The organism is Streptomyces sp. NPDC055400 (genome assembly GCF_053644375.1).
In genome coordinates this window covers 159,961-186,148 of record NZ_JBSHLM010000012.1, presented here as the reverse complement: position 1 = coordinate 186,148, position 26,188 = coordinate 159,961, and the positions used below count along the sequence as shown (strand labels likewise).

The 26,188-nt window shown below is 72.6% G+C and carries 18 protein-coding genes, 1 tRNA gene and 4 pseudogenes; 8 read left to right on the top strand and 15 right to left on the bottom strand.

Features of this window, described 5'->3' with window-relative positions; translation table 11 throughout:
• Positions 1-27: 27 nt before the first annotated feature.
• A complete protein-coding gene (locus ACWIGU_RS29470; protein ID WP_454404726.1) occupies positions 28-891 on the top strand; it encodes a 3-hydroxybutyryl-CoA dehydrogenase in 864 nt (287 codons plus the stop codon).
• 194 nt (positions 892-1,085) lie between these two features.
• On the opposite strand, the gene ACWIGU_RS29465 is transcribed toward ACWIGU_RS29470, so the two are convergent.
• The 9 genes and pseudogenes from ACWIGU_RS29465 to ACWIGU_RS29425 form a co-directional block, all read right to left on the bottom strand.
• Complete coding sequence (locus ACWIGU_RS29465; RefSeq protein ID WP_454404725.1) at positions 1,086-2,633, bottom strand: GMC family oxidoreductase; 1,548 nt, start codon at positions 2,631-2,633, stop codon at positions 1,086-1,088.
• A 63-nt stretch (positions 2,634-2,696) separates the two neighbouring features.
• Positions 2,697-4,649 (bottom strand): FAD-dependent oxidoreductase, encoded by a 1,953-nt coding sequence (locus tag ACWIGU_RS29460; protein WP_454404724.1) that lies wholly within the window; start codon positions 4,647-4,649, stop codon positions 2,697-2,699.
• Positions 4,650-4,666: 17 nt separating this feature from the next.
• Positions 4,667-5,815: an acyl-CoA dehydrogenase family protein gene (locus ACWIGU_RS29455; protein WP_454404723.1), complete on the bottom strand. Its 1,149-nt coding sequence runs from the start codon at positions 5,813-5,815 to the stop codon at positions 4,667-4,669.
• 36 nt (positions 5,816-5,851) lie between these two features.
• A pseudogene (locus tag ACWIGU_RS29450) lies at positions 5,852-6,325 on the bottom strand (aldehyde dehydrogenase family protein); the annotation flags it as partial.
• 25 nt (positions 6,326-6,350) lie between these two features.
• Positions 6,351-6,623 (bottom strand): annotated as a pseudogene (locus ACWIGU_RS29445) (aldehyde dehydrogenase family protein); the annotation flags it as partial.
• A gap of 25 nt (positions 6,624-6,648) precedes the next feature.
• Positions 6,649-7,992 carry an FAD-dependent oxidoreductase gene (locus tag ACWIGU_RS29440; RefSeq protein ID WP_454404722.1) on the bottom strand — a complete coding sequence of 448 codons (1,344 nt, stop codon included), beginning with the start codon at positions 7,990-7,992 and terminating at the stop codon, positions 6,649-6,651.
• Positions 7,993-8,067: 75 nt separating this feature from the next.
• Entirely contained in the window at positions 8,068-10,569 is a 2,502-nt protein-coding gene (locus ACWIGU_RS29435) for an ATP-binding cassette domain-containing protein (RefSeq protein ID WP_454404721.1), read from the bottom strand.
• 11 nt (positions 10,570-10,580) lie between these two features.
• Positions 10,581-11,450, bottom strand: a complete 870-nt coding sequence (locus ACWIGU_RS29430; RefSeq protein WP_454404720.1) for a branched-chain amino acid ABC transporter permease — start codon at positions 11,448-11,450, stop codon at positions 10,581-10,583.
• Positions 11,451-11,654: 204 nt separating this feature from the next.
• On the bottom strand, positions 11,655-12,470 hold the full coding sequence (locus tag ACWIGU_RS29425; RefSeq protein WP_454404719.1) for an SDR family NAD(P)-dependent oxidoreductase: 816 nt from the start codon (positions 12,468-12,470) through the stop codon (positions 11,655-11,657).
• A gap of 107 nt (positions 12,471-12,577) precedes the next feature.
• Between ACWIGU_RS29425 and ACWIGU_RS29420 the strand changes: the two genes are divergently transcribed.
• The gene (locus ACWIGU_RS29420; protein ID WP_454404864.1) at positions 12,578-13,624 is read left to right on the top strand and encodes an NAD(P)-dependent alcohol dehydrogenase; all 1,047 of its coding nucleotides are present in this window, start codon (positions 12,578-12,580) and stop codon (positions 13,622-13,624) included.
• A 131-nt stretch (positions 13,625-13,755) separates the two neighbouring features.
• On the opposite strand, the gene ACWIGU_RS29415 is transcribed toward ACWIGU_RS29420, so the two are convergent.
• Positions 13,756-13,829 (bottom strand) — tRNA-Pro (locus ACWIGU_RS29415).
• Positions 13,830-13,974: 145 nt separating this feature from the next.
• Between ACWIGU_RS29415 and ACWIGU_RS29410 the strand changes: the two genes are divergently transcribed.
• On the top strand, positions 13,975-14,481 hold the full coding sequence (locus ACWIGU_RS29410) for a DUF309 domain-containing protein (RefSeq protein ID WP_454404718.1): 507 nt from the start codon (positions 13,975-13,977) through the stop codon (positions 14,479-14,481).
• A 231-nt stretch (positions 14,482-14,712) separates the two neighbouring features.
• Positions 14,713-15,135: pseudogene (locus ACWIGU_RS29405) on the top strand (MFS transporter); the annotation flags it as partial.
• A 49-nt stretch (positions 15,136-15,184) separates the two neighbouring features.
• Here ACWIGU_RS29405 and ACWIGU_RS29400 read toward each other — a convergent pair.
• On the bottom strand, positions 15,185-15,940 hold the full coding sequence (locus tag ACWIGU_RS29400) for a sulfite exporter TauE/SafE family protein (RefSeq protein ID WP_454404717.1): 756 nt from the start codon (positions 15,938-15,940) through the stop codon (positions 15,185-15,187).
• Positions 15,941-16,084: 144 nt separating this feature from the next.
• On the opposite strand from ACWIGU_RS29400, the pseudogene ACWIGU_RS29395 reads away from it, so the two are divergent.
• Positions 16,085-16,345, top strand: a pseudogene (locus ACWIGU_RS29395) (IS200/IS605 family accessory protein TnpB-related protein); the annotation flags it as partial.
• 227 nt (positions 16,346-16,572) lie between these two features.
• On the opposite strand, the gene ACWIGU_RS29390 reads toward ACWIGU_RS29395, so the two are convergent.
• Positions 16,573-17,760 (bottom strand): thiolase family protein, encoded by a 1,188-nt coding sequence (locus tag ACWIGU_RS29390; protein ID WP_454404716.1) that lies wholly within the window; start codon positions 17,758-17,760, stop codon positions 16,573-16,575.
• Positions 17,761-17,860: 100 nt separating this feature from the next.
• On the opposite strand from ACWIGU_RS29390, the gene ACWIGU_RS29385 reads away from it, so the two are divergent.
• A complete protein-coding gene (locus tag ACWIGU_RS29385) occupies positions 17,861-18,502 on the top strand; it encodes a precorrin-8X methylmutase (RefSeq protein ID WP_100592895.1) in 642 nt (213 codons plus the stop codon).
• 63 nt (positions 18,503-18,565) lie between these two features.
• Here the strand turns inward: ACWIGU_RS29385 and ACWIGU_RS29380 are convergent, their stop codons facing one another.
• Complete coding sequence (locus ACWIGU_RS29380) at positions 18,566-19,327, bottom strand: cobalt-precorrin-6A reductase (RefSeq protein ID WP_454404715.1); 762 nt, start codon at positions 19,325-19,327, stop codon at positions 18,566-18,568.
• Between the two features lie 17 nt (positions 19,328-19,344).
• On the opposite strand from ACWIGU_RS29380, the gene ACWIGU_RS29375 reads away from it, so the two are divergent.
• Complete coding sequence (locus tag ACWIGU_RS29375; RefSeq protein ID WP_454404714.1) at positions 19,345-20,457, top strand: cobalt-precorrin-5B (C(1))-methyltransferase; 1,113 nt, start codon at positions 19,345-19,347, stop codon at positions 20,455-20,457.
• 224 nt (positions 20,458-20,681) lie between these two features.
• Here ACWIGU_RS29375 and ACWIGU_RS29370 read toward each other — a convergent pair whose 3' ends face one another.
• Together ACWIGU_RS29370 and ACWIGU_RS29365 are read right to left on the bottom strand one after the other, a co-directional pair.
• Positions 20,682-21,320, bottom strand: a complete 639-nt coding sequence (locus ACWIGU_RS29370; RefSeq protein ID WP_454404863.1) for a response regulator — start codon at positions 21,318-21,320, stop codon at positions 20,682-20,684.
• Complete coding sequence (locus tag ACWIGU_RS29365) at positions 21,317-23,071, bottom strand: histidine kinase (protein WP_454404713.1); 1,755 nt, start codon at positions 23,069-23,071, stop codon at positions 21,317-21,319. The genes ACWIGU_RS29370 and ACWIGU_RS29365 overlap by 4 nt, the downstream gene beginning before the upstream one ends.
• Positions 23,072-23,205: 134 nt before the next feature.
• Between ACWIGU_RS29365 and ACWIGU_RS29360 the strand changes: the two genes are divergently transcribed.
• Positions 23,206-26,187, top strand: coding sequence for an NACHT N-terminal helical domain 7-containing protein (locus tag ACWIGU_RS29360; protein ID WP_454404712.1), 2,982 nt, complete (start codon positions 23,206-23,208; stop codon positions 26,185-26,187).
• The last annotated feature ends 1 nt before the right edge of the window (position 26,188 follow it).

Here is a 26,188-nt window from a genome sequence, read left to right as displayed (position 1 = left end):
CCTCCCTCTCTTCAGATAAGGACCCTCATGTCTGTCATCAACCGTCTCGGCGTCGTCGGCTGCGGCCTCATGGGCTCCGGCATCGCCGAGGTCGCCGCACTGCGCGGCCTCGACGTCACCGTCGCCGAGTCGAGCCCCGAGCTCGCCACCGCGGGCCGCGCCCGTGTCGTCGCGTCCCTGGACCGCGGGCTGCGCCGCGGCAAGCTCACGGAGGCCGAGCGCGAACAGGCCCTGGCCCGACTGTCGTTCACCCACGACCTGGGCGAACTGGCCGACCGGCAGTTCGTCATCGAGGCCGTCGCCGAGAACAGGGAGGTGAAGACCGAGGTGTTCCGGCAACTCGACAAGGTGCTCATCGCCCCGGACGCCGTTCTCGCCACCAACACCTCCTCGATCCCCGTCGTCGACCTCGCCGTGACCACCGGCCGCGCCTCCCACGTCGTGGGTCTGCACTTCTTCAACCCCGTGCCCGTACAGAGGCTCGTCGAGGTCGTGCCCGCGCTCACCACCACCGCCGAAACCCTGGCGCGCGCCCGCGAGTTCGCCGTCGAAGGGCTCGGCAAGGAGACCGTCCAGGCGCCAGACCGTTCCGGTTTCGTGGTCAACGCGCTGCTGGTGCCGTATCTGCTCGCCGCTGTCCGCATGGTGGAGTCGGGCACGGCCCGCGCCGACGACATCGACCAGGGTATGGAACTGGGCTGCGCCCACCCGATGGGCCCACTGCGCCTGCTCGACCTGATCGGTCTGGACACGGCTCAGGCCGTCGCCGAGTCGCTGTACGAGGAGTTCAAGGAGCCGCTGTACGCCGCTCCCCCGCTGCTGCAGCGGATGGTGGCGGCGGGGCACCTGGGGCGCAAGAGCGGGCGCGGGTTCTACGTGTACGAGGGCTGAGGCCACGTGTGAGGGCCGGCCGCTGGAGTCCAGCGGCCGGCCCCGGGGTGTTCCCAACTGGCGGCCGTGTCCGGACGGCGGCTTCTACCTGGCTGGCCCTGCGCATCTGCTCCCCCCGGCGACGCCGTCACCCGCGGGGACCGGCCGCCGACGCCTGTGCAGAGTGCGCCGACCGCCACAACCGTGCGCGCCGGCTACGACAGCTGCGTCCCGCGCAGATCGTCGGCGCAGCGCTCCGCCAGCATCATCGTCGTCGTGTTGGTCGGCAGGGCCGGGATGTCCGGCATGATCGAGGCATCGATGACGTACAGGGCGTCCACGCCATGCACCTTCCCGTACTGGTCGACGACGGCGGTGGGCGTGTCCTCAGCGCCCATCGCGCAGGTGCCGACGGCGTGGCAGCACGTGTTCTTGCCCTCCTCCATGGCGCGGAGCAGTTCGGCGTCGGAGGTCAGCTCAGGGCCCGGCCAGGTCTCGGCCTTGATGTACTTGGCCAGCGGCGCCGACTCCATGATCTCCCGTATGTGGCGGATGCCGGACACCATGCGCCGCCGGTCGTCGGGGTGGTCGAACAGACCGAGCCGGATGCGCGGAGCGACGTCCGGGTCGCGGGAGACGATCTCCAGTCTGCCGAGCGAGTACGGGCGGTACAGCACGAACGGCACGAGCAGTTCGCCGGGCTCCATCGTGAGGAGCACCGCGTGCAGGTCGACCTCGCCGGCGCCGTCGGGTCCGCCCGCGCCGAGGGTGAGGACGGCCTGCAGCGGCGGGGTGAGCTCGCCGACGGCGGCCTCGTCGACGGCGTAGGTGAGGTAGACCATCGGGTGGTCGCGCAGGTTGCGGCCGACGCCTTCGAGTTCCTTGACCACCGGGATGGACAGTCCGTCGAGTATGCGGCGGGGGCCGATGCCGGAGCGCATCAGGATCGACGGGCTGCCGATGGATCCGGCGGCGAGCACGATGAGGTCGGCCTCCATGCGGGTGCCGTCGGTCAGGATCACCGCGCGGGCCGTGGTGCCGTCGTCCGCGAACTCGACGCGATCCACGGCCCGTTCACCGAGGACGGTGAGGTTCGCGCGGTCGCGGGCCGGGCCGAGGTAGGCGATGGCCGTGCTCTGGCGGACGCCGTCCCTGCGGTTCAGCGGCAGCGGTCCCGCGCCAAGACGGTCGGCGCCGTTCATGTCCTGGTGGATCGGGTGGCCGGCCTCGGCGCAGGCGTCGAGGAACGCGGACATGACCGGCCGCAGGCCGTCGCCTTCCGTGAACCGCTGAATGTGCACGGGCCCGCCGGTGCCGTGCAGCTCGCCGCCGACCGGGTCGTCCTCCAGCTTCTTCAGGTACGGCAGAACCTGGTCCCAGGACCAGCGGTCGTTGCCCAGACCGGTCCAGCGGGCGAAGTCCTCGGGGTGGGGGCGCAGGGCGTTGGCACCGTTCACGGACGAGGAGCCGCCGATGACCTTGCCGCGCAGGACGGGTACGACGCCCTGGTCCACGACCCCGAACGTCGGGCCGGCGTCGGCCTCGGCGACCTCGTCGCTCGACGCGTAGCCCCAGTCGTGGGTGGGCACTCCGATCCGGTTGGCGTCGAGCAACTCGGGGGCGTGCCTCGCGGTCTCCTCCGGCGTCGGGTAGTCGGGGCCCGCCTCGACCAGGGTGACGGTGTTCGTCGGGTCCTCGCTCAGCCGGGCGGCCAGGACACCACCGGCGGAGCCGCCACCACAGACGATGATGCGACGTGTCATTGCTGCCTCACTCCTTGGGAATGGGATTGCAGTGCAGTGGGGGAGCAGGGGGCTGTACGCCGGTCACGGCGCGCGGTCCCCGACCGCCTCGGCCGCCGCGCGCCCCTCGGCGACGGCGTGGGCCACCAGGCGGGGGACGACGCAGTCGCCGATCGCGCGGGCGGTCCGGCCGTCGACGCCTGTGAAGTCCGGGCGGCGTGGGCGCCGTTCGCCGACAGTCACCAGGGCGTCGGCTGCGAGGTCGGTCTCGCGTCCGTCGAGGACGCCCCGCAGCCGCAATCCGCCGTCCGTCGTGGCGGTCACGGTGGTCAGCGCGATGACGCGGAGCGGCGCACCGCCCAGTCGGTTCGTCAACTGCGTGCGGTTCTCCGCGGAGATGCCGGTCGCGAAGCCGTTGCCCGGCGTGACGAGGGTGACCTCGCCGGCACCGGCCGCAAAGGCGCTCTCTACGGCACTGATGCCCAGCCACCAGCCGAACCCGTCGTCGAGGACGACCACCCGGGGCGCGCTCGGCACCAAGTCGGCGCAGCGATCGAGGAAGTCCGTGCTCCGGAAGGTGGGCAGCGAGCCCGGCAAGGGCACCGACGCCTCCTGCGCGCCGGTGGCGAGCACGACCTGGGCGTACTCCGACAGTTCGGCCGACGCCGGTACGGTCCCGAGACGCACCTCAACGCCCAGGTCGGCGAGTTGATTGCGCTGGTAGTCGATGAGCTTCAGCCACCCGGAGCGGTGCGCGGCGCGGCCGGCGAGCCGGGTCTGCCCGCCGACGTGCGGGGCGCCGTCGAAGACGACGACCTCGTGGCCGGTGCGGGCCAGTGCCGCCGCGCACTCCATCCCAGCGGGACCTGCACCGATGATGGCGACGGGGCCGTCGCTACCACCGGTCCCGGGGCGGCCGAGCAGCAGCGGCACGGCCGGACGGGCGGCCGCGCCGGGCGGTCCGAGCTCCGGGTTGACCGAGCACGAGCCGGTGGGTTCGAAGGTGCGGCAGCCCTCATTGCAGCCCGTGCAGGGGCGGATGGAGCGTTCGTCCCCGGCGACGGCTTTGCGCGCGAAGTCGGGGTCGGCGATGAACGGCCGCGCCAAGCCGACCAGATCGGCACCCGAGTCCAGCGCCCGCTCGATGTCGGCGGCGGACCGGAAGCCCTGGCTGACCAGCAGCGGCAGCCCGGTCGCGGCGCGCAGCCGGGCCACGGACGCGAGGAGCGGCGGGCGGGTGGTGGCCATGCCGGGGACGTAGGTGTTGCGGACGCCGGTAGTGACATTGACGTACGTGAACGGCGCGGCGGCGTGCAGACGCGGCAGCAGTTCGACGAGATCGTCGAGGCCGAGCCCGGAGTTCTCGCCGGGTTCCGCCGACACCCGTACTCCGATGGAGTGCCGGCCGATCTCGGTGCGGATGGCATCGATGACCTGGGCGAGCAGGGCGATCCGGTCGCCGTACTCGTCGTCGCGGGTGTTGGTGGCGCGGGAGAGGAACTGGGCGAGCAAGTAGCCGTGTCCGGCGTGCAGTTCGACGCCGTCGAAGCCGGCCTGCACACTGTTGGCCGCCGAGATGCGGAAGGCGTCGACGACGCGGCGTACCTCCTCCGCGCTCAGCGGGTGGGGCGCGGTCGCCTCGCGGGGCGAACGGACGGCGGCCGCGGAGACCGGCGGGTAGTACGTTCCCGCGCCGAGGGTCTCGCGGCCGAGGTGCACGAGTTGGGCGATCGCTACGGCGCCGCCTTGGGTGATGGCCTCGGCGCGGCGGCGCACGGCGTCCTTGATCTCGGGGCGCCACGCCTCGGTCAGATAGCGCTGCGGCAGGGTCGACTCCGGGGCGACGGCGGTGCCGCCGGTGATGACCATGCCGGCGCCGCCCTGCGCCAGGCGGCGCCAGTAGGCGTGGTCGGCTTCGGTGGGGGCGCCGTGGGCGACGGCCGCGGTGGCGTGCGCGGTGGCGACGAGACGGTTGCGGAGGGTGTGCCCGCCGAGCGTGAAGGGTGCGGCGAGGGCAGGGGTGCTCGGTGCGTTCATGTGTGTCTCCCCTCGGCTCAAGCGGTGACGGTGGCGGCGGCGGTGTTCGCCGCGAGACCGATGAGTTCGGCGAGCCGGGCACGGTGACTCGCGGGGGTGCCGAAGAGCACCGCTCCGCTGCGCGCGCGGCGGACGTACAGGTGCGCAGGGTGCTCCCAGGTGAAGCCGATCCCGCCGTGCAGCTGGACGTACTCGGCTGTGGCCAGGCGGAATGTCTCGGAGCAGACCGTGGCGGCGGCAGCGGCGGCCACCGGCAGCTGGGGCGAGCCGAGGGCGACGCAGGCGGTCGCGTACGCGGATGCCGATCGGGCCGCCTCCAGCGCGACCAGCACGTCGGCAAGACGGTGCTTGACGGCTTGGAACGAGCCGATGGGACGCCCGAACTGCTCGCGCTGCGCGACGAATTCGACGGTGGCGTCCAGGGCGTGGCTGCTGCCGCCGACCTGCTCGGCGGCGAGCGCTGCCCGCGCCGTGTCGAGGACGGCCGTCGTCTCGTCGGACTCCCCCACGGGCGTGGCGGGCCCGCCCCGGAACTCCACCCGCGCCTGACGCCGGGTCTCGTCCAGGACGCGGTGCGGAGTCCGAAGGCAGGTGTCCGGGTCCGGTTCGACGGCGAACAGCCTTGGTCCGTCCGGGGTCTGGGCCCGCACGAGAATGAGGTCGGCGCCCGCTCCGTCGAGCACAAAGTCCGCCGCGCCGCGCAGTACCGTGCCCTCGTTCCCTCGCTCGGCACGGATGCTGGACTCGGGGTCATGAAGGCCTGCCACGGTCGCGGTCAGAGTGCCGTTCGCGATCCGCGGCAGATACCGCTCGCACGCCTGCCGGTCGCCGCTGCCGAGCAGCGCGGGGGCGGCGAGGCCCACAGTGGGCAGCAGCGGCGCGGAGCACAAGACGCGGCCCGACTCTTCCAGTGCGACGGCGAGTTCGGCGAAGGTGTAGCCGGATCCGCCGTACTCCTCGGGGATCGCGAGGCCCTGGACGCCGATCTCGTCGGCGAGCCGCGCCCAGAGCCGCTCATCGTGTCCGCGCGGGCCCGCCATGTGCGCGCGGACGGCGTCGGGTCCGCTGAATTCGGCGAAGAAGTCCCTCAGGACGGAGCGGAGTTCACGTTGTCCCTCGGTCTCGGAGAGCAGCCGGGGGTCGATGTCGGGGTGCCGGTCGTGCATGAGTTCTCCAACTTGCTGTCGCATTCGGGCAGGGGCTCAGTGGGTGGTGCCGGGGCCGGTGCCGTGCGGAACGCCCTCCGTCACCTCGGCGGGCAGGCCCGCGGCCGGGTCGGTCGAGATCGTCTTCGTGACCAGGAACTCCTCGACGGCGCCCGGCCCGTGTTCCCTGCCGAGGCCCGACTTCTTGAAGCCGCCGAAGGGCGAGCCCAGGTCGGCGGCGAAGGTGTTGACCGAGAACGTGCCGGTGCGCACGCGCCGGGCGATGTCGAAACCGTGGACCGGGTCGGCCGTGAACACGGAACCGGCGACGCCGAGTTCGCTGTCGTTGGCGATGCGCACGGCGTCGTCCTCGCCCCGGTGCGGGATGAGCGCGGCGACGGGCCCGAAGATCTCCTCCCGGGCCACCGTCATGCCGTTGTGCGCGTCGGTGACGAGGGTCGGCTCGAAGTACCAGCCGCGCGTCAGTCCCGCGGGCCTGCGGCCGCCGTACGCGATGGTCGCGCCTTCCTTGCGGGCCGTGTCCGAGTTCGGCGCCGCGTCGCTCGATGCCGTCGGCGAGCCGGGTCAGATGGCCGGCGCGCTCGACCGGGCTCAGCCGTGGCCACTCCCCTTCGTCGAACGCCTGCCGGGCCGCGGCCACCGCCGCGTCGATGTCGTTCCTGGAGGCTGCCGGGACCCGTCCGATGCGCTGCTCGGACCTCGGGGAGATCACGTCGAAGTGGCCGGTGCCGTCGGCGGCCCGCCACGATCCGTTGATGAAGAAGGCCTTGTGGTCGATGGCGCTGCCGTGGGTGCCGGTGGTGTTCATCGTGCCCTTCCGCATGCGGGGGTTCTCAGTGGTGGGCCGCCGCGGCAGCGGTCCGCGCCGCCGTCAGGCCGAAGACGAGGGCCGAGGCGATGCCGCCCGCGTACGCGCGATCCCACAAGCCGCCGGTGTCCGATCCGGCGGCGAGCAGCCCCGGCAGCGGCCGTCCGTTCTCCTCGCCCAGGACGCGGGCCTGGTCATCGATACGCAGGCCGTGGAAGGGGAAGGTGATGGCGGGCACGGCCTCGATGACGTAGTACGGCGCCTGGTCCAGCGGGAGACGATCGAGTGCCCGGCCGGGTGCCGGACCCGGTTCCGCGGTGACCTGTTCGTTGAAGCGCCGTACGGCGTCCCGGACGACCGCGGCGTCGTAACCCCACTCCTCGGGCAGGTAGGCGAGTTCGTCGAGGTCCCCGGCGAGTCCGACTCGGCCGCCGCGCTTGCTGGCGAGGGCGAACTTGTCGACGGCGACCGCCCCTTCGACGTACGAGCCGACGATCCAGTCTCGGAACACCCGGGCGTCGGCGATGAGGAGTCCGCGGCTCTCGGGTTGGTCGAGGAGGGCCATGGTGGTGAGGTGGTCGCCGAGCGTCTCGTCGACGAACCGCTCGCCGCGCAGGTTGAGCAGGACAGCGTGCTCGCTGTAGTACAGCGACATGTCGACGAAGTCGGCCGGGTCGGCGAACGGGATGCCGCTGGGGATGAGGTGTCCGTAGAACCCCGCGTTCTCGCTGCCGGTGGCCGCGCCGATCGCAGTCGCGAGGCGGTACCCGGTGCCTGTGCTATGGGGGTTGGAACGCAGCTGCATCCGGTCCGCATGGGCGTGCACATGGGCGGTGCGAAGTTCGGGGTCGCCTTGGAAGCCGCCGGTGGCGAGGAGGGTGGCCGTGGCGCGGATGCGGCGGCGTCCGCCGTCGGCCGCGCGCACCTCGGCGCCGGTCACGATGCCGTCCTCGAGGAGGAGTTGCTCCGTCTCGGTGTTGAGGAGCACCTCGCCCGCGCCCTCGGCAATCAGCCGGCGGCAGGTGTCGACGTAGTGATTGGTGTCGAACCGGTGGCCGCGGCCGAAGCTGAGGACGGGCTGGGCGTCCTTGGCCTCGACGCCGATGGACCGGATCCAGTCGATGCCGTCGGCGAACCGGTCCACGAGGGCCCGCTTGAGCGCCCGGTCAGCGCGCGGGTTGTGCGCGTCCATCGTCGCGTGGTCGGGGGCGGTCCAGGCGTAGCCCGCGTAGCGCGCGGAGCCTCCCACGTCCGGGGCGCTCTCCACGACGGCGACGGACAGACCGTCCCTGACGGCCCGGGCGGCGGCTGTCAGTCCGGCCATGCCCGCGCCGATGACGAGCAGGTCGACACCTTCCGCTGCGATCACGGGCAGGTCGGCACCTTGAGGTTGCACGGTCGTTCTCCTCACCACATCACCGGAATCTGTTGAGCTCGTTCGGTCTCAGCCCTGTACGGCGGCCACGGGCGCGTCTTCCTCGCCGTCGAAGTAGGCCCGTTCGGCGCGGGCGAGGAACTCGGGGTCGGCAGGCTCGCCCTGGGCGGCGACGCGGCCGTCGTGCAGGACGACGACCTCGTGACAGGCGGACGCGGCGCGGGTCAGCGACTGTTCGAGGAGGACGACCGTCATGCCGTCCCGCGCGAGCCGGCCGAGGCGGGCGTACACCTCGGTGACCATCGCCGGGGAGAGGCCGAGGGCCGGTTCGTCGACGATCAGCAGATCGGGCCGCGCCATCAGGGCGCGGGCGATGGCGAGGATCTGCTGTTCGCCGCCGGACAGGCCGGCGGCCGGCATCCCCATGCGTTCGCGCAGCCGCGGCGGCAGCCATTCGCCGGTCTGCGTGAGGCGGGCGCGCAGGTCCGCGCCCTTGATCCCCGCGGCGTACGCGGCGACCTCCAGGTTCTCCCGCAGGGAGAGCGTCTTGAACAGGGCCCGGCCCTCGGGCACGAGCGCGCTGCGCAGGTCACCGTCGGCCGTGCGCCGACCGTGGGTGGGGGCGAGGGTGCCGTGCAGGATCTGGCCCAGGGTGGACTTGCCCGCACCGTTGGCGCCGACAACGCCGAGCACGCTGCCCTCGGGGACGGTGAGGTCGATGCCGCGCAGCGCGGCGACGCCGCCGTAGGAGTGGTCGACTCCCTTGAGCTGTACGGCGGTTGTCGCGAGGTCGTCGCGGGGCGGGAGTTCGACGCGGTCGCCGCCCTCGCCGAGGTAGGACGTACGGACCCGGGGGTCGTCCAGGATCGTGCCGGGCAGACCCTCGCCGACGGGCCGTCCGAAGTCGAAGGCGACGACGCGGTGGGCGACGGCGAACAGGTCGTCGAGGACGTGGTCGATGATGACGACGGCGGTGCCGCGCTGCTGCTGGCGCACGATCTCCCGCGCGAGCAGGGTGCGTTCACCGGCGTCGAGCCCGCCGAACGGCTCGTCCAGGATCAGCAGTCGGGGTTCCTCGGCGAGCGCCCGGGCCAGGTCGAGGCGCTTGTGCAGGCCGAAGGGCAGCTCGGCGGGGCGACGGTCCGCGAAGGGTGCCAGGCCGACGCTCTCGAGGAGTTCGGCGGCCCTGGCCCGGTGGTGGGCGGTGACGCGGCGGTGGGTACACAGGATGTTCTCGGCGACGGTCAGCTCCGGGAACGTCTCGGCGTGCTGGAAGGTGCGGCCGATGCCGAGCCCGCGCCGTGTCGTGGCCCGGCTCTTGAGCAGGGGCTTGCCCGTGTACTGTGCGCTTCCCGTCACCCGGCCGCCGCCGACGAGACCGGACAGGACGTTCAACAGCGTTGTCTTCCCTGCCCCGTTGGGGCCGATGATCGCGACGGTCTCACCGGCCCGTACGGTCATCGACGCGCCTTCGAGTGCCTTCACGCCGCCGAAGGAGACACCCACGTCGTCGACGCGCAGCAGTTCGGGGGCGGTCGGCGCGGGTGCCGGCACGGGCGGCGGCACCTGTTCGGCCGCCTCGACGAGGGTGGGCGGCTTCGCCGTGGTGCGTCCGAAGAGCCGGCGCAGGGCGCGCCCGAGGAACGGCACGACGCCGCCCGGCAGGAACACCAGGGCCGCGATGAGCACGACTCCCTGGAGGATCGGCTGCGCGACGCCGACGGTCTCGGCGGCGGTGGGCGCCCAGGTCAGGTACGCGCCGCCGACCACCGCACCGACCAGCGTCCCCGCGCCCCCGAGCACGCACGCGGCGATCAGCGAGATCGCCAGGGCCAGCGAGAACGGGTCGGGGCTGACGAAACCGACGACCAGGGCGAGGAGCACTCCGGCGAGCGCGGCGAACACGGCGCTCACGGCGAAGGCGAGGGCCGACTGGGCCTCGGGCGCGATGCCTACCGAACGGGCCGCCAGCGGATGGGACTTGGCCGCGACCAGCCGCATGCGCAGGGCGCTCGGCCGGGCCAGCGCGCCCACGGCGAGGGCGACTCCGGCCACGCCCACGGCGATGTACTGGGCCTGCGTGCCGGCGCTGGAGAGCGTGCCGAGCCCCAGGGCGCTGTGCAGCTCCTCCATCGGAATGCCCTGGTCACCGCCGGTGACGTCGGTCCACTGGCCCATCACCTCCAGGGACACCATGGTGAACGCGAGGGTCAGCAGGGCCAGATACAGCATGGAGAACCGCGCGCCGGCTCCGCCGAGGAACGCCCCGAAGGCCGCGGCGCACCCGGCGGCCCCGAGCACGACGACCTCCAACGACCAGCCGTGCGTACTGCCGTACGAGGCGAAGTAGGCACCCAGGGCGAAGAAGGCGGGATGCGCGATGGACCAGATGCCGGCCCACCCCGCGAGCAGGTTCACGGAGAGCACGAGCACGGTGTAGACGGCGGCGAGCCCGACGGAGTAGGCCTGGTAGGGCGGGACGACGCCGCTGTGCAGGACGAGGATGAGGAGGACCGCGCCGAGCGGCCCGAACCCTGCCCTCAGAAGGTTGGAACGGCTGAAGACGGACATGGAGCGCTCCCTCAGACCCTCTGGAACGCGCGCATGCCGAACAGCCCCTGCGGGCGGATCAGCAGCACGACGATGGTGAACGTGAACACGAACGTGTCCCGGTATCCGGCCGATACGTAGCTCGCGGCCAGGTTGTCGAGCACGCCGACCGTCAGCCCTCCGATGACGGCGCCGTACATGCTCGTCAGCCCGCCGAGGAACATCCCGGCGAAGGCGCGGAAGAGCGGGGCGCTGAGCACGGTGGGCAGCAGCCCCGCGCGGGGTGCGTACAGGATGGCGGCCAGCGCGCCCAGGCCGAGGCCGAGCGCCCAGGCGACCCGGGCGATGCGCTGCGAGCCGAGGCCGAGGATCTGCGCGGTGTCTGCGGACTCGGCGACGGCGCGCATCGCGGAACCGATGGTGGTGCGCCCGAAGAGGTACGCCACCAGCGCCATCGCGACGGCCGCCACACCGATGGTCAGCAGGCTCTGCGTCGGTACGGCCGCGTCGCCGAACGAGACCGACCCGTCCACCAGGCTCGGGAAGAGCCGTGGCTGGTCGTCCCAGATCGTGCTGATGACGCTTTCCACGATGAGGGACACGCCCATGGTCATCACCAGGGCCGAGAGCAACTCCCCATGGGCGAGGGGCCTGATGACCGTCTCCCGGGCGGCGAGACCGACCGTCGCGGTGACGACGACCGCGGCCCCTGCGGCCAGGACGAGCGGCAGGCCCTCGTCGTACAGGGTCAGCGCCGCGTACAGCCCGATCGTCGCCAGGCTGGCGAGGGCGAAATTCACCACGTCCGTGGCCCGATAAATGATCACGAGCCCGAGCCCCATCAGGCCGTACACCGCGCCACTGGCGAGACCGCTCACCAGGACGAGCAAGAACTGATCCACGTCGACCGTCTCCTCGTGCCGCACGCCCGGGTCCGGCGCCTCAGCATCACCGATGAAATTACGAACTGAACTCAATTCATGGACCGTAAGCACTCGGCTCCGGCCCGGGCAATACCCGTGCACGAGTTGATTTGCCGCGAAGCCGATCAGGCCGCGCATCGAGCGGTGATACAGACCCCGGACCGGGCCGCGGATCAGGCTGAATCAGGCCGTGAAGCGGCCCCCGTTGGCGAGGAGCACCGCTCCGACCAGGTTCGCGGCGGCGTCGCTCGCCAGGAACAGGGCGATGTCGGCGATCTCCCCGGGCGTCGCGTAGGGGCGTACCCGCAGATCGGCGAAGCCGCTGCGCAGTGCCGCGGGCGTCCGCGCGGCCATGCCGGTCTCCGTCGGGCCCGGCGCGACCACGTTGACCCGGATCCCGGAGGCGATGACCTCCTTGGCCACGGCCTGACTGAGCGCGTGCACGCCGGCCTTGGACGCGGAGTAGTGGGGGTAGCCGACCGGGGTGTCGAAGGCCGACGAGGAGCCGATGACGACGATCGCGCCGGCTCCGGCCGGGCGCATCACCCGCACCGCCGCGCGCAGCACATGGAACGTGCCGTCGAGATTGACCCGCATGACGCGCCCCCAGGAGGCGTCGTCCAGCCGGTCGGTGATCTCGGGCGGACGCCCCTCGACCAGCGCGTCCGCGATGAGCTGCTTGGCTTTCGGGTCGTCGACGCCGGCGGCGTGCACGACCACGTCGAGCCGGCCGTGCTCACGCACCACGTCGGCGACGGCACCTTCGACCGCCGCCGCGTCGGCCACGTCGAGCTCGACCGCGGCTGCCCGTCCGGCGGGCAGTTCGGCGGCCACGGCCTTGGCCGCCTCGCCGTTCAGATCGGCGAGCACCACGCACGCCGCACCCTCTGCCGCCAACTCCCGTGCGATGGCGGCCCCCATGCCCGATCCGGCCCCCGTCACCAAGGCGACCTTGCCCGTGAACCTCTCCTGTTGCGCCTGCCGCGTACCCTCACTCATGTTCCAGCCCTTCGCCAGGTCGACCACGACCGTTATTGAACTGACTTCATATCTGTTATCGTCACGGCCGCCGAACTGACAAGACCCCGGACGGTGAAACGGTGAAGATGAAGGCGCTGCGACTGAAGGACTGGGGACAGGAACCGGAGCTCACCGGCCTCGACCGGCCGGTGCCAGGGCCGGGAGAAGTCCTGGTGCGCGTGGAGGCCGCCGGGCTGTGCCACTCCGACCTCCATGTCCTCGACGCGGCCCCGGGGACACTCCCCTACCGGCCGCCGTTCACGCTCGGCCACGAGATCGCCGGGCAGGTCGCCGCCCTCGGCCCCGGTGCGGACGGCGGACCGGCGCCGGGCGAGCGTGTCGTGGTCTACGGCCCGTGGGGATGCGGGAGTTGTGCCCGCTGCGCCGCCGGACAGGACAACCACTGCGACCGGCGCGGCGCCCTCGGTTGGCACGGGGCGGGGCTCGGCCGCGACGGAGGCATGGCCGAGTACGTGCTCGTCCCCGCCGCCCGCCATCTGGTGCCGATCGGCGACCTCCCGGCCGATCAGGCGGCGCCGCTCTCCGACGCCGGTCTGACCTCGTACCACGCCGTCGCCGGAGTGCGGCAGGCACTCGGCGAGGGCAGCACGGCGGTGGTCGTCGGCGTCGGCGGCCTCGGACACCTCGCCGTCCAGATCCTGCGTGCGACCACTCCGAGCCGCGTACTCGCCGTCGACCTGCGCCCCGAGGCCCTCGCCCTCGCGGACCGCTCCGGCGCGCATCAGAGCATCCCGATGGACGCCGACACCGCCGCCGCCCTGCGGAAGGCGACCGGCGGGGTCGGCGTGGACGCCGTGCTCGACTTCGCCGGGGCACAGCCCACGCTCGATCTCGCCACCGAAGTCCTGCGCCCTGGCGGCGAGTTGGCGATCGTGGGCAGCGGCGGCGGTCAACTCACAGTCCGCAAGCCCGGGTTCCTGCCTCCGGGCGTCCGCCTCTCGCTCCCTTTCTGGGGCACCCGCCAGGAACTGGCCGAGGTCATCGCCCTTGCCCGTTCCGGCGCCCTGCGCGTGGAGACGGAGCAGCTCCCGCTCTCCTCGGCACCGGACGGCATCGACCGGCTTCGCCGGGGGCTGATCCGGGGGCGGGCGGTGCTCGTGATGCCCGCCTAGGACGACCGTGGGGTTGTCCACCAAGGCGGCGAAGAGCCGGGGCCACGTGTGCTCTCAGCCGGCCAAAACAGACAACGGCTGGTTCGAGAACCTCGAACCAGCCGTTGACCTGCAATGCAAAATGCTGACCGTCGGGACGACAGGATTTGAACCTGCGACCCCTTGACCCCCAGTCAAGTGCGCTACCAAGCTGCGCCACGTCCCGGTCGCGCCGCCCGGCGATTTTCCGCTTGGCGGCGCAGAAAGAACAATACCCCAAGCTCAGGGGTGGTCTGTAGCCGGTGCGAGGGGCCCCGGGTGCCGGCGGGACCGCTCGGGACGGCCTGGCGCCGGCGCGGGACAATCGAGGCATGAGCGACGTGAGCAGTGGCCGGAACCGCGACCGTGACGAGGAGGGGCGGGCCCGGAACGCGCGCCCCCGCGATGGCCTCGGCCGTCCGCTGCCGTACGGCGCGGAGGGGGTGGCGCGGCAGCCGGAAGGGGTGGTGCGCACTCCCGGCGAGACGGTCGCGGAGGCGCAGGCGCTGCTCGACGCGGGCCGGCCGTTCCACGCGCACGAGGTGTTCGAGGACGCGTGGAAGTCGGGCCCCGAGGAGGAGCGCGGTCTGTGGCGCGCCCTGGCGCAGCTGGCGGTGGGCCTGACGCACGCGGCCCGGGGGAACACGGCGGGCGGCGCCCGCCTCCTGCGCCGCGGCGCCACGGGCCTCACCACCTGGCGCGAGGCGACGGCCCGGCCCGCCCCGCACGGAATCGACCTGACATCCCTGGAAACCTGGGCGACAACGCTGGCCAAGAAGGTGGAAAACCAACCCCCCACCCTGGACGCAGCAACAAACGCCCCCCGCCTACACCCATAACTGCTCGCCCAGGCCCGCCACGAAGGGGCGCGGGGAACTGCGCACCCAGCCCCACAACCCGCAGCGAAAACCCCACCCCCGCGCCCCCGGACAGCGGGGCGCGGGGTGGCAGCCCCGCAAAACCCCGCCCAGCACAGTCGCACCGCCCGTCACCCATAAAGCTCCGCAGGAGCACGCGCAGAGGCGTGCGCAGTGTGAGGCTGGCCGGGTGAGACCACCACAACGGAGACCGTGCAGCCCCCGGCGCAGCCCCCCGTGCTGGACCGGCGGCGCCGCAACGTCGTCTTCGTGACGATCATGCTGGGCATACTGCTCGCCGCGCTCGACCAGACCATCGTCGGCACGGCGCTGCCCACGATCGTGTCGGATCCGGGCGGTGCCGCGCACATGTCGTGGGTCGTGACGGCTTACCTCCTCGCGGAGACCGTCGCCACCGTGCTGGTCGGCAAGTTCGGTGACCTGTTCGGGCGCAAGGTGGTCTTCCAGGTCTCGGCGATCGTCTTCATCACCGGCTCGTTCCTGTGCGGGCTCGCCACGAACATGACGCTGCTCATCGCGTGGCGCGCGGTTCAGGGCATCGGCGCGGGTGGCCTGATGGTGACGGCGATGGCGCTGATCGCCGATGTCATCCCGCTTCGGGAGCGGGGCAAGTACCTGCCGTCCCGCAGCCGGGACAAGGTCCTGTCCGCGTCGTGACGGCGGCTCAGCGCAGCAGGAGCTGCACCCCGCCGACCACCGTCGCCGCGATCACAAGCCGCTCGAACAGCCGCTGGTTGATGCGGTGCACGCAGGCCTTGCCGATGAACGCGCCGGGTACGACGAACAGGACCAGCGCCGCGTCGAGGAGCAGCGAGCGCCAGTTGATCAGGCCGAGGCCCACGCTGAAGGGCACCTTGGCCGAGTTGACGATGAGGAAGAACCACGCGGAGGTGCCCAGGAAGCCGAGCTTCCGGAAGCCCGCCGAGAGCAGGTACATCGACATGACGGGCCCGCCGGCGTTGGCGACCATGGTGGTGAAGCCGCCGAGCACGCCGTAGGAGCGGGCCTTCGCGCGGCCGGCACGGCTCGCGGTCTCCTCGACGGCCGGAGCGTCCTCCCGGCGCCTGCGCCACACCGTGACGGCGGCCATCAGAAGCAGGATCGCCCCGATCGACGTACGCACCATGGCGTCGTCGGCCCACACCATGAAGAGCGTGCCGAGGACCACTCCCCCGGCCACGGCCGGGAAGAGCCGCCACAGGGTGGGCCAGTGGGCGTGTCTTCGGTAGGTCAGTACGGCGAGGACGTCGCCGGCGATGAGGACGGGCAGCAGGATGCCGGTGGACTCACGGGCGGGCAGGACCGCCGCGAAGATGGCGAGGCTCACCGTGTTGGCGCCGCTGACGGCCGTTTTCGAGAATCCGACGAGCACGGCCGCGGCGGCCAGCGCGGCGAATTCCCAGAGGGTTATGGAGTACATACCGGGGACAGATGCTAAACCCATCTATCTGGTCGGCGTCAGGGGGCGCCGCATGCTGGGACGGCGCCCCCTGCGCGGCGGGGGTTGGCAACTGCACGCGCTGGGCTGCTTTCGAAGGTGTGTGAGTAACGCGGCGCCGATGGCCACGCCCGCCGCTGTGGGGCTGCCGCGATCGCCATCGAGGACCTGGACTTCACCGACGGCAAGTCCCGTGAGAAGCACGGCCGCAACAAGCGCTTCCGCCGTCTCATCGCCCGCTTTCCCACCGCGAAGCTGAAGGCCCGCCCAGTATCCATGGCCGCCGAGCTGGACATCGCCGTCGTCGCGGCGGATCCGGCCTGCACCTCCCGGTGGGGCGCCCAGCATTGGCAACAGCCGCTGACCGCACCCACCCGCAAGACCACGACCCCGCGATCCGACCGGCATCGGGCCTCGACGTCTTGAAGAACATGCCGTCGCGGGTGACGCCCGTGTTGGCCACGAGGAGGTGCAGTCCGCCGAGTTCGTCGTCGATGCATGCGAAGGTGGTCTCGACGATGGCCTCGGCACGCTCTGCCGTGAGGTCCACGACGGCCACGCGGCCGGTGAACCTGCTGCTCATCTTCTTCACGTTCCTTACGTTGTGCGGGGGTTCAGGAGCGCTCGACGAGGACGGCCGAGCCCTGGCCGACGCCGACGCACATGGTGGCGAGGCCACGCGAGCCGCCGGTGCGGCGCATGCGGTGGAGCAGGGTGGTGAGGATGCGGGCGCCGGAGCAGCCGAGCGGGTGGCCGAGCGCGATGGCGCCGCCGGTGGGGTTCACCAGCTCGGGGTCGATGCCGAGCGCATCGACGCAGGCGAGGGCCTGGGCGGCGAAGGCCTCGTTGAACTCGGCCTCTTGGATGTCTTCGACGGACCAGCCGACGCGGGCGAGCGCCTTCTGCGTGGCAGGCACGGGGCCGATGCCCATGACGTCGGGGTGCACTCCGGCGGAAGCACCGGCGACGTACCGGCCGAGGGATTCGAGGCCCAGGTCGTGCAGGGCTTCCTCGCTGACCAGGAGCAGGCCGGCGGCGCCGTCGTTCATGGGCGAGGCGTTGCCCGCGGTGACGGTGCCGCCCTTGCGGAAGACCGGCTTGAGCGTGCCCAGCTTCTCCAGGGACGTGTCGGGGCGGATGCACTCGTCCTGGTCGACGACGACTCCGTCCGGGCGCGTGACGGGGAGGATCTCGGCGTCGAAGAGGCCGTTCTTGCGGGCCTCGGCGGCGTTGTGGTGGCTGCGCAGCGCGAAGGCGTCCTGGCGCTCGCGCGAGACGTCGTAGCGGTCGGCGACCTCCTCGGCTGTCTCCCCCATGGCGAGGACGCCGTGCAGCTCCTTCATCTTCGGGTTGACCAGCCGCCAGCCCAGGCGTGTGTCGTACGTCTCCATCTTGTGCGGGAGCGCCTCGTCGGGGCGCTGGAGCACGAAGGGGGCGCGGCTCATGGACTCGGAGCCGCCCGCGAGGACGACGTCGGCCTCGCCGGAGGCGATGGTGCGGGCGGCGGTGGTGACGGCTTCGAGCCCGGAGGCGCACAGCCGGTTCACGGTCGCGCCGGGTACGGACTCGGGCAGGCCCGCGAGCAGGGCGGCCATGCGCGCGATGTTGCGGTTGTCCTCGCCGGCCTGGTTCGCGGCGCCCCAGTAGACGTCGTCGATCCGGGCCGGGTCGAGCTCCGGGACACCGGCGAGCAGCCCGCGGATGACACCGGCCGCGAGGTCGTCCGGGCGCACGGCGGACAGGGACCCGCGCAGCTTTCCGATCGGGGTGCGGCGGGCGGCGGCGAAGTGGACGGGACGCACGTGCGGCTCCTGGGGGAAGTTAATTAGCACTGCTAGTTTTGGACTATAGACCCGGGCCCCGCACCCTGTGAAGTGCGCACCGCTGGATAGGCTCCCCGCCGTGAGCACTGCGTTCGAGTACGAGAAGTCCGGGGCGGAGATCTACCGCCGGTCCTTCGCCACGATCCGCGCCGAAGCCGATCTCGGCGGGCTGCCCGCGGAGGTGGCCCAGGTCGCGGTCCGGATGATCCACGCGTGCGGGATGGTCGACCTGGCGGGCGACCTCGCGTACTCGCCGGACGTCGCGGTCCGCGCCCGTGAGGCGCTGCGCGGGGGCGCACCCGTCCTGTGCGACGTGTCCATGGTGGCCAGCGGCATCACCCGCAAGCGGCTGCCCGCGGACAACGACGTGGTGTGCACGCTGTCCGACCCGTCGGTTCCGGCGCTCGCCGAGCGGCTCGGCACGACGCGCTCCGCCGCGGCGCTGGAGCTGTGGCGGGAGCGGATGGGCGGGGCGGTGGTCGCTGTGGGCAATGCGCCCACGGCCCTCTTCCGGCTCCTGGAACTGGTGCGGGAGGGGGCGGCGCCGCCCGCCGCGGTGATCGGGGTTCCGGTCGGGTTCGTGGGGGCGGTCGAGTCGAAGGACGCGCTGGTGGAGCATGCGGGGGAACTGGGGCTGGAGTATTTGGTGGTGCGGGGGCGGCGGGGCGGCAGTGCGATGGCCGCGGCGGCGGTCAACGCGGTTGCTTGTGCGGTGGAATAGGTTCGGGCGCACGTCCCGGGGGCGGCGCCCCCGGACCCCCGCTGTCACCCTCCGGGCTCGTCCTCAAACGCCGGACGGGCCGGATCTGCCCGGGCCACCCGCCCATTCCACCGCCTCCGCCACCGATCCCACCACTGTCACTCCCGCCGGCACCTCCGGCCGTCGTACCACCAGGACCGGGATGCGCGCCTCTCGCGCCGCGACGAGCTTCGGGGCCGTCGCCTCTCCCCCGCTGTCCTTCGTCACCAGTACGTCGATGGCGTGAGCCAGGAGCAGCTCCCGTTCTCCTTCCGGCGTGAAAGGGCCCCGGTCCAGTAGGACCTCCGCGTGAGGGGGCAGAGGCGGATCGGGGTGGTCCACCGAGCGGATCAGGAAATGGACGTCGTCGATGGACGCGAAGGGCGGGACGCCCAGGCGGCCCACCGTCAGGAACGCCCGTGTGCCCAGGGACGGCAGTGCCGTCGCCGCCTCCTCCAGGGAGTTCACGTGGTGCCAGTCGTCGTCCGGTGCGGGGACCCAGCCGGGGCGGCGCAGTGCCAGCAGGGGAACATGGACGGTGGCCGCGGCCTGTGCCGCGTGAAAACTGATCGTCCCGGCGAAAGGATGGGTGGCGTCGATGAGCGCGTCCACCTGGAGCTCGCGCAGCGCGCGGGCCAGGCCATCGGCTCCCCCGAAACCACCGGTCCGCACCTCGCCCGCGGGCAGCAGGGGCCGGGCGACCCGGCCGGCCAGCGAGCTCGTCACGCGCCACCCGGGGTGGCCGGCGGTCAGGGCCTGCGCGAGGCGCCGGGCCTCGGTCGTGCCACCGAGGATCAGTACGTGCACGGGTACGGGGTCCCTTCATGAGTGACGCCGGCGGAGCCAAGGGCGGACGCGGCGCCCAACTCAAGCACACCGGGCTGCGGCCCGGCTGGACGACCGGTGCCTGTGCGACGGGTGCGGCCACGGCCGCGTACACCGCGCTTCTGACCGGCGACTTCCCGGACCCGGTGACGATCACGCTGCCGAAGGGGCAGACGCCCGCGTTCGCGCTGGCGGCCGAGGAGCTGACCGGCGAGCACGCCATGGCGGGCATCGTGAAGGACGCGGGCGACGACCCTGACGTCACGCACGGCGCGCTCGTGCGGGCGTCGGTGCGGCTGCTGCCCGCCGGGTCCGGCGTCGCGTTCCGGGCGGGCCCGGGCGTCGGCACCGTGACCCGCCCTGGGCTGCCCCTCGCCGTCGGGGAACCGGCGATCAACCCCGTGCCGCGGCAGATGATGCGGGACCACGTCGCGGCTGTCGCCGAGCGCCACGGCGGGAGCGGTGATGTCGAGATCACCGTGTCCGTCGACCACGGTGAGGAGATCGCCCGGTCGACCTGGAACCCGCGGCTCGGGATCCTCGGCGGGCTGTCCATACTGGGGACGACGGGCATCGTGGTGCCGTACTCCTGCTCCGCGTGGATCGACTCGATCCGGCGGGGTGTGGACGTGGCGCGGGCCGCCGGGCGCACGCATGTGGCGGGCTGCACCGGGTCGACGTCCGAGAAGACCGTCGTCGCCGAGTACGGGCTGCCCGAGGACGCGCTCCTCGACATGGGTGACTTCGCTGGGGCGGTCCTCAAGTACGTGCGGCGTCACCCCGTCGACCGGCTCACGGTCTGCGGCGGGTTCGCCAAGCTGTCGAAGCTCGCGGCCGGGCACCTGGATCTGCACTCGGCGCGCTCGCAGGTCGACAAGTCCTTCCTGGCCGGGCTCGCGGCCGAGGCGGGCGCGGGCGCGGAGGTCGCGGCGGCGGTGGCGGACGCCAACACCGGCCTCGCGGCACTGCAGTTGTGGCCGCCGCTCGGCGACCTGGTGGCCGCGACCGCCCGCGACGAGGCTCTGCGCGTGTTGCGGGGCGCACCCGTCCAAGTCGATGTACTCTGCATCGACCGTGCGGGTGCGGTGGTCGGGCGCTGCGCACCCCGCTGAACTCGCGCTTCGGCCCCCGTGACCGGTTCCGGTAGCAACTACTCCGGATCTCAGGGCTGGCCCTGATGTCCCGGGCCCCCGGGCTGCCTAGAGTTGAGTTCACCGGCACCGCTCCGCAGTCGACGTACGGGGGAGCCACGGGGGCAAATCGGGGGACGACGTCGCCTTCGGAGCGGTCAGCCGGGACCTCTTCACTCTGCTTCACTCCGCGCGAACGGGCGGGGTCAGGCACGCAGGTAGGTCAGCACCGCGCGCACGCGCCGGTGTTCGAGCAGATCCGGTTCGAGGCGCAGCTTGCCGAAGATGTTCCGTACGTGCGTCTCCACCGTTTTTCCGCCGATGACGAGACGCTGGGCTATCGCCTCGTTCGAGTGGCCCTCGGCCATCAGGGCCAGCACGTCCCGCTCTCTGCCGGTGAGGTCGTCGAGAGGGCTCGTGGGGCGGGGGGTGTTCATGAGCCTGGCCACGACGAGCGGGTCGAGGACCGTCTCGCCGGACGCCACGCGCTTGAGTGCTCCGCCGAGTTCGTCGATGTCGGCGACGCGCTCCTTGAGGAGATAGCCGAAGCCCTCGGGCTGCTCCGCCAGGGCCCTGACGGTGTCGGTCGTCTCGACGTACTGGGACAGCAGCAGCACGCCCGTGCCGGGGTGCGCCGCGCGGATCGCGGCCGCCGCGACCAGACCCTCGTCGGTGTGCGTCGGCGGCATGCGGATGTCGAGGAGCACGGCGTCAGGACGGTGCTCGGCGACGAGCGCGAGGAGCGGCACCGTGTCGGAGCACTCCGCGGACACCTCGAATCCCTCGTCCGACAGCAGTCGTACGATCCCCTGCCGCAGCAGCGCCGAGTCCTCGGCAACGATCACCCGCACGGAAGCTCCGCCCTGATTCTGGTCCCGCCACCGGCGGGACTGTGTACATGCAACACTCCGTCGACGGCGGCGAGCCGGTCCGCGAGGCCGCGCAGGCCACTGCCGCGCGCGCTGTCCGCTCCCCCGACTCCGTCGTCGACGGTCTCGATGACGAGCCGGCCGTCGTGGTGCGTCGCGGAGACGCTGACGGCTCGGGCACCGGCGTGCTTGGCCGCGTTGGACAGGGCCTCGCACACCGTGAAGTAGGCGGTCGACTCGACGACCGCGTCATAGCGCCGGGGTTCGGCCGCGACGACGACCGGCAGGGCCGCCTCCCTGGCCAGCGCGGTCAGCGCGGGGCCGAGGCCCTCGCGGGTGAGGACCGCCGGGTGCAGGCCGTGGGCGAGGCCGCGCAGTTCCTCGATGGCGAGCCTGAGGCTGGACGCCGCCTCGGTCACGGATGCGCGCAGCGCGGCGTCGGGATGGTCGGCGAGGCCGCGTTCGACACGTCGCAGCGCCATCAGCGCGAAGACCAGCCTGGCCTGCGCCCCGTCGTGCAGATCCCGCTCCAGGCGCTTGCGTTCGGAGTCGGCCGCCTCCACGATCCGCGTGCTCACGTCCCTGGCGCGGGAGCGCAGCCACACGTTCTCCAGGGCGAGGCGCAGCGCGGCGGCCACCGACGCGAGGAGTTCCGGGTCGTCCATGAGCGCGGGGTCGTGGTGCAGGAGCGCGAGTGGGCGGCCGTCCGCCGCGCCGACGGGGGTGCGGCCGGGGCCGTCCACCGTCACTTCACGGCCGGAGCCGTCGACGTAGGCGCCCCGCTCCTCCCGCCACAGGCCGAGCCTCAGCGTCGGGTCGCCCAGGACGCGGGCCAGCGCCTCGCGCAGCCGGGCCGGGTCGGGGTCGGTGCCGACCTCGATGACGAGGCCGCTGACCTCGGCGCGCTGGAGGTGCATGCGCAGCAGTCCGGCGAGGAACGCGAACGGCACGGCGACCTGCGCGAGGTCGGACAGCAGATAGACGGCCTGTTCAACGGTGTCGTCGGCGTCGCCGAACCACGGCACGACGTAGAAGAGCATGTCCCACATCAGGAACACGACGGCGACGCCGATGCCGATCCACGCCGGGAGCAGCGCCTGCCTGCGGGCGGCGGACGCGTGCCGCCAGCGCTGCACAATGGCGACCGCGGCGCCGGCGGAGATGACCCAGCCGAGCGCGTGGTACACGGTGTCGACGGGGCCGAAGAGGTCGTGGGTGCCGGGAATGAACAGGGCGTTCGGACCGCAGCCCAGGCAGTCGAGGTAGGTCGCGCCGGTGGCCTGTGCCGGGTCGAACAGGAGCGTGCGCAGCAGGCCGCCGACCGCGACGAGCCCGTACGCGAACTGGACCAGACGCCGGGTCAGGACCGTCGTGAGGCGGCCCTCGGGGAAGCACAGGATGAGGTGCAGGAGGATCGCCATGTTCAGCGCCTCCCACCAGGCGCCGAACGCGAACAGGGCGGGTACGGAGGTGCCTTGGAGGTTCCCGAGGAACCAGGTGACGCCCTCGGCGACCATCAGGGGGCCGGTCCGGTTGGCGGGCCTGCGCCGCCAGGCCACGATCCCCGCGGCCGCGTACGCCCAGCCCACGGAGAGGTCTCGCACCACGTCGCCCGCGGACCCACCGGCCCGCAGGTACGCCCACGAACCCGCCGCTCCCGATACGGCGGCGAGTGCCGCGGCCCCGGTCAGGCGCAGCCGAACCGCACGCTTCCCCTGACTGTCCACGGCCCACACGGTAAGCCATTTGGGGGAACGGCGCGCACTCGGTGTCGCACAGCTTACGCACCGTGCTCGATGGACCCCGGCCTCGTGTCCTGGCAGAGTGGCGGCCGTCCGCACATGATCCATGGGGGGTTCGGGTGGGTTCGCGCAGGCTGCTGTCGTTGTCGGACGCGTTGGTGCTGCTCGGCGCCGATCCGCCGCGCCTCGCGGCGCTCGACCGGTCGCTGGGCGGGGTGCTGGCCGTGGCGACGGGCGGCGTGAGCGACGGAATCCTCCGTATCGCGGACGCGCGGGGCCGGATCCTGGGGCTCGGCCGTGACGCGGTGCGCGGGGTGGGGGCGCGGCTCGGAGCGGCGGACGGGCGGGTCGAGCGGGGCGAGGTGCTGCGGGCCGCACACACGGTCGTCGTGGTCCTCGCCTGGTTCGAGGCGCTCGCGGAGCAGGACCTCCCGTTCTCCCTCGACGCGGTGCGCTTGACCCGTGGCGAGCAGTTGTCGCTGGTCGGGGCCGGGGAGGCGGACGCCGGTTTCGCGCGGGCCCTCGCCGCGGTGGACGCGCCGTTCCCTGCGCCGCACCTCGCGCCGGAGGACGTGGCGCGGGAGCTCCGCGACTGGTACGCGGCCCTGTCCGGACGCTTTGTGCGGTTCGTGGCGGGCCTCGCGGTGTGGGACACGCTCACGCCGGCGGGGCGGGACGCGGCGGAGCGGGCCCTGACGGGTGCGCTACCGGGTGCGGCGTGCGTCCACTACGACAGTCTGTACGCCCACCTCGCCCAGCAGGCACCCGAGTTCGGGTTCTGGGCCACGCTGACCGAACACCGGGCGACGCGGGCCGGTGTCCGGCGGGCCCTCGCGGGGATCGAGGCGCTGCTGGCCGGTACGGCGTCGCACGCGCGGCCACCCGTGGATGTCGCGGCCGCCCTGGCCCGTTCCCACGAGGCGGCGCTCTCGCGTCCGGTCCTGGACGCGGCGTCGGCGCCCGACGGCATCCGCGTACCGGCCCTGGAGGAGATGTATCTGGACCCGGACTTCCGGGTGCGGCCGGTGGCCGGGCAGCACGGGCCGGCGGACGAGGCGTGGTGGGAGCGGGCCCCGGTGCGCGAGGACCTGACCCGGTATCTCGCCGGGGCGCTGACCTCGGCGGGGCAGGAGCGGACTCCCCTGCTGGTGCTCGGGCAGCCCGGTGCGGGCAAGTCCGTCCTGACGCGGGTGCTCGCGGCGCGGCTCCCCGCGGCCGGTTTCCTGCCGGTGCGTGTGCCGCTGCGCGACGTACGCGCCGAGGACGATCTCCAGGAGCAGATCGAGCAGGCGGTGCGGGCCGCGACCGGCGAGCGCGTCACGTGGCCCGATCTGGTCCGCTCGGCCCAGGGCGCGGTCCCGGTGCTCCTGCTCGACGGGTTCGACGAGCTGCTGCAGACGACCGGGGTGCACCACAACGACTTCCTGGTCCGGGTGGCCCGCTTCCAGGAGCGCGAGTCGGAACAGGGCCGTCCCCTGCTGGCCCTGGTGACCAGCCGCACGTCCGTCGCCGACCGCGCGCGCTACCCCGACGGCATGGTCGCGCTGCGCCTCGAACCGTTCCGGGCCGCGCAGATCCAGCAGTGGCTCGCGGTATGGAACGACGCCAACGCGGCCGGGTTCGCGGCGAGGGGCCTGCGCCCGCTGTCGTGGGAGGTGGTGTCGCGGCACGCAGCACTCGCGGCGCAGCCGCTGCTCCTGACGATGCTGGCCCTGTACGACGTGGCGGGCAACGGCCTGCAGAGCGACGGCGGGGAACCGCTGGACGAGGCCGATCTGTACGAGGAGCTCCTGTTCTCCTTCGCGCGCCGTGAGGTCGGCAAGACGAGCGGGGACGCCGTGCCCGACGACCTCCTGCGCGAGCGCGCCGAGCTGGAGATGCAGCGCCTGTCCCTGGTCGCGTTCGCCCTGCTCAACCGGCGCCGTCAGTGGGTCTCGGCGGCCGAGCTCGAAGAGGATCTGGCCGCGCTCCTCGGCCGCTCGTCCCCCGGGGCCTCCGGGTTCCGCACGCCGCTCGGCGCGGCCGAGGTCGCGCTCGGCCGGTTCTACTTCGTGCAGCGCGCCCAGTCGGTGCGCGACGGCCACGTCCTCGCGACGTACGAGTTCCTGCACGCCACGTTCGGCGAGTATCTGGCGGTGCGGCTCGCGCTGCACGTGCTGAGCGCGCTCGTGCAGAACCGGCCCGCCCTAGCCCTCGGCGACCAGCGCGTGGACGACGACCTGGCGTACGCGCTGCTCTCGTACGCGCCCCTGTCCGGGCGTCAGATGCTGCGGTTCGCCTGCGCGATGGCGGCGCGGATGGATTCGGCGGAGCGGGACAGGCTCAGCCGGGTCCTGATCCGCGTACTCGACCAGCACGAGACCCGCGCCGGTGACCAGCACCCCGCCTACCGGCCCTCGACGCTCAGGGTCGCGTCGCGGCACGGCATCTACGGCGCCAATCTCGTCCTGGTCATCCTGCTGCTGACGGGCGGCACCACGGCCGCCGAGCTGTTCCCCGGCTCGGCGAACCCGGTCAGTGCCTGGCACCGGCACGCCCTGTTGTGGCGTTCGGCGCTCAACGAGGAGCAGTGGACGGACTTCGCCCTGTCGATGACCCTGCACCGGTCCTGGGACGCCGACGGCCGTCGCACGCTCGAGGTCGCGCCGCGGTACGGCGCGCCCGCGCCGCCGGACCCGGTCGACGCGAACTGGCTCTACCGCTACCCGCGGGGTCACGGCGGGCCCGGCTGGTCCCGGCCCTACTGGGACGAGATCTGGCACAAGATGGAGGTGTCCGGCGGGACGAACGACTCTCTCGTGCGGCACGTCATGGACCCGGTGTTCGCGTGGCTGGGCCCTTCCGTGACCACGTTCGTGGCCACGGAAGGAGAGCCGGCCACCTCGCTCGCGCACGACCTGCTGCATCTTCTGCTCAGCGGCGGCGTTGAACTGACCGACGCCGAGCTGGAGTTGACGTACCGCCGGGTGCTGCGCGGCATGGAGGCCCTGCCGGGCAGCCACGTCCGTCGCGTCACGGCGCTGCTCGCCACCGCCGCGGGGCGGGACGACGCGCGGCTGCCGGCGGACCTGCGGAGCGAGATCTACTCGTTCACGCGGTAGG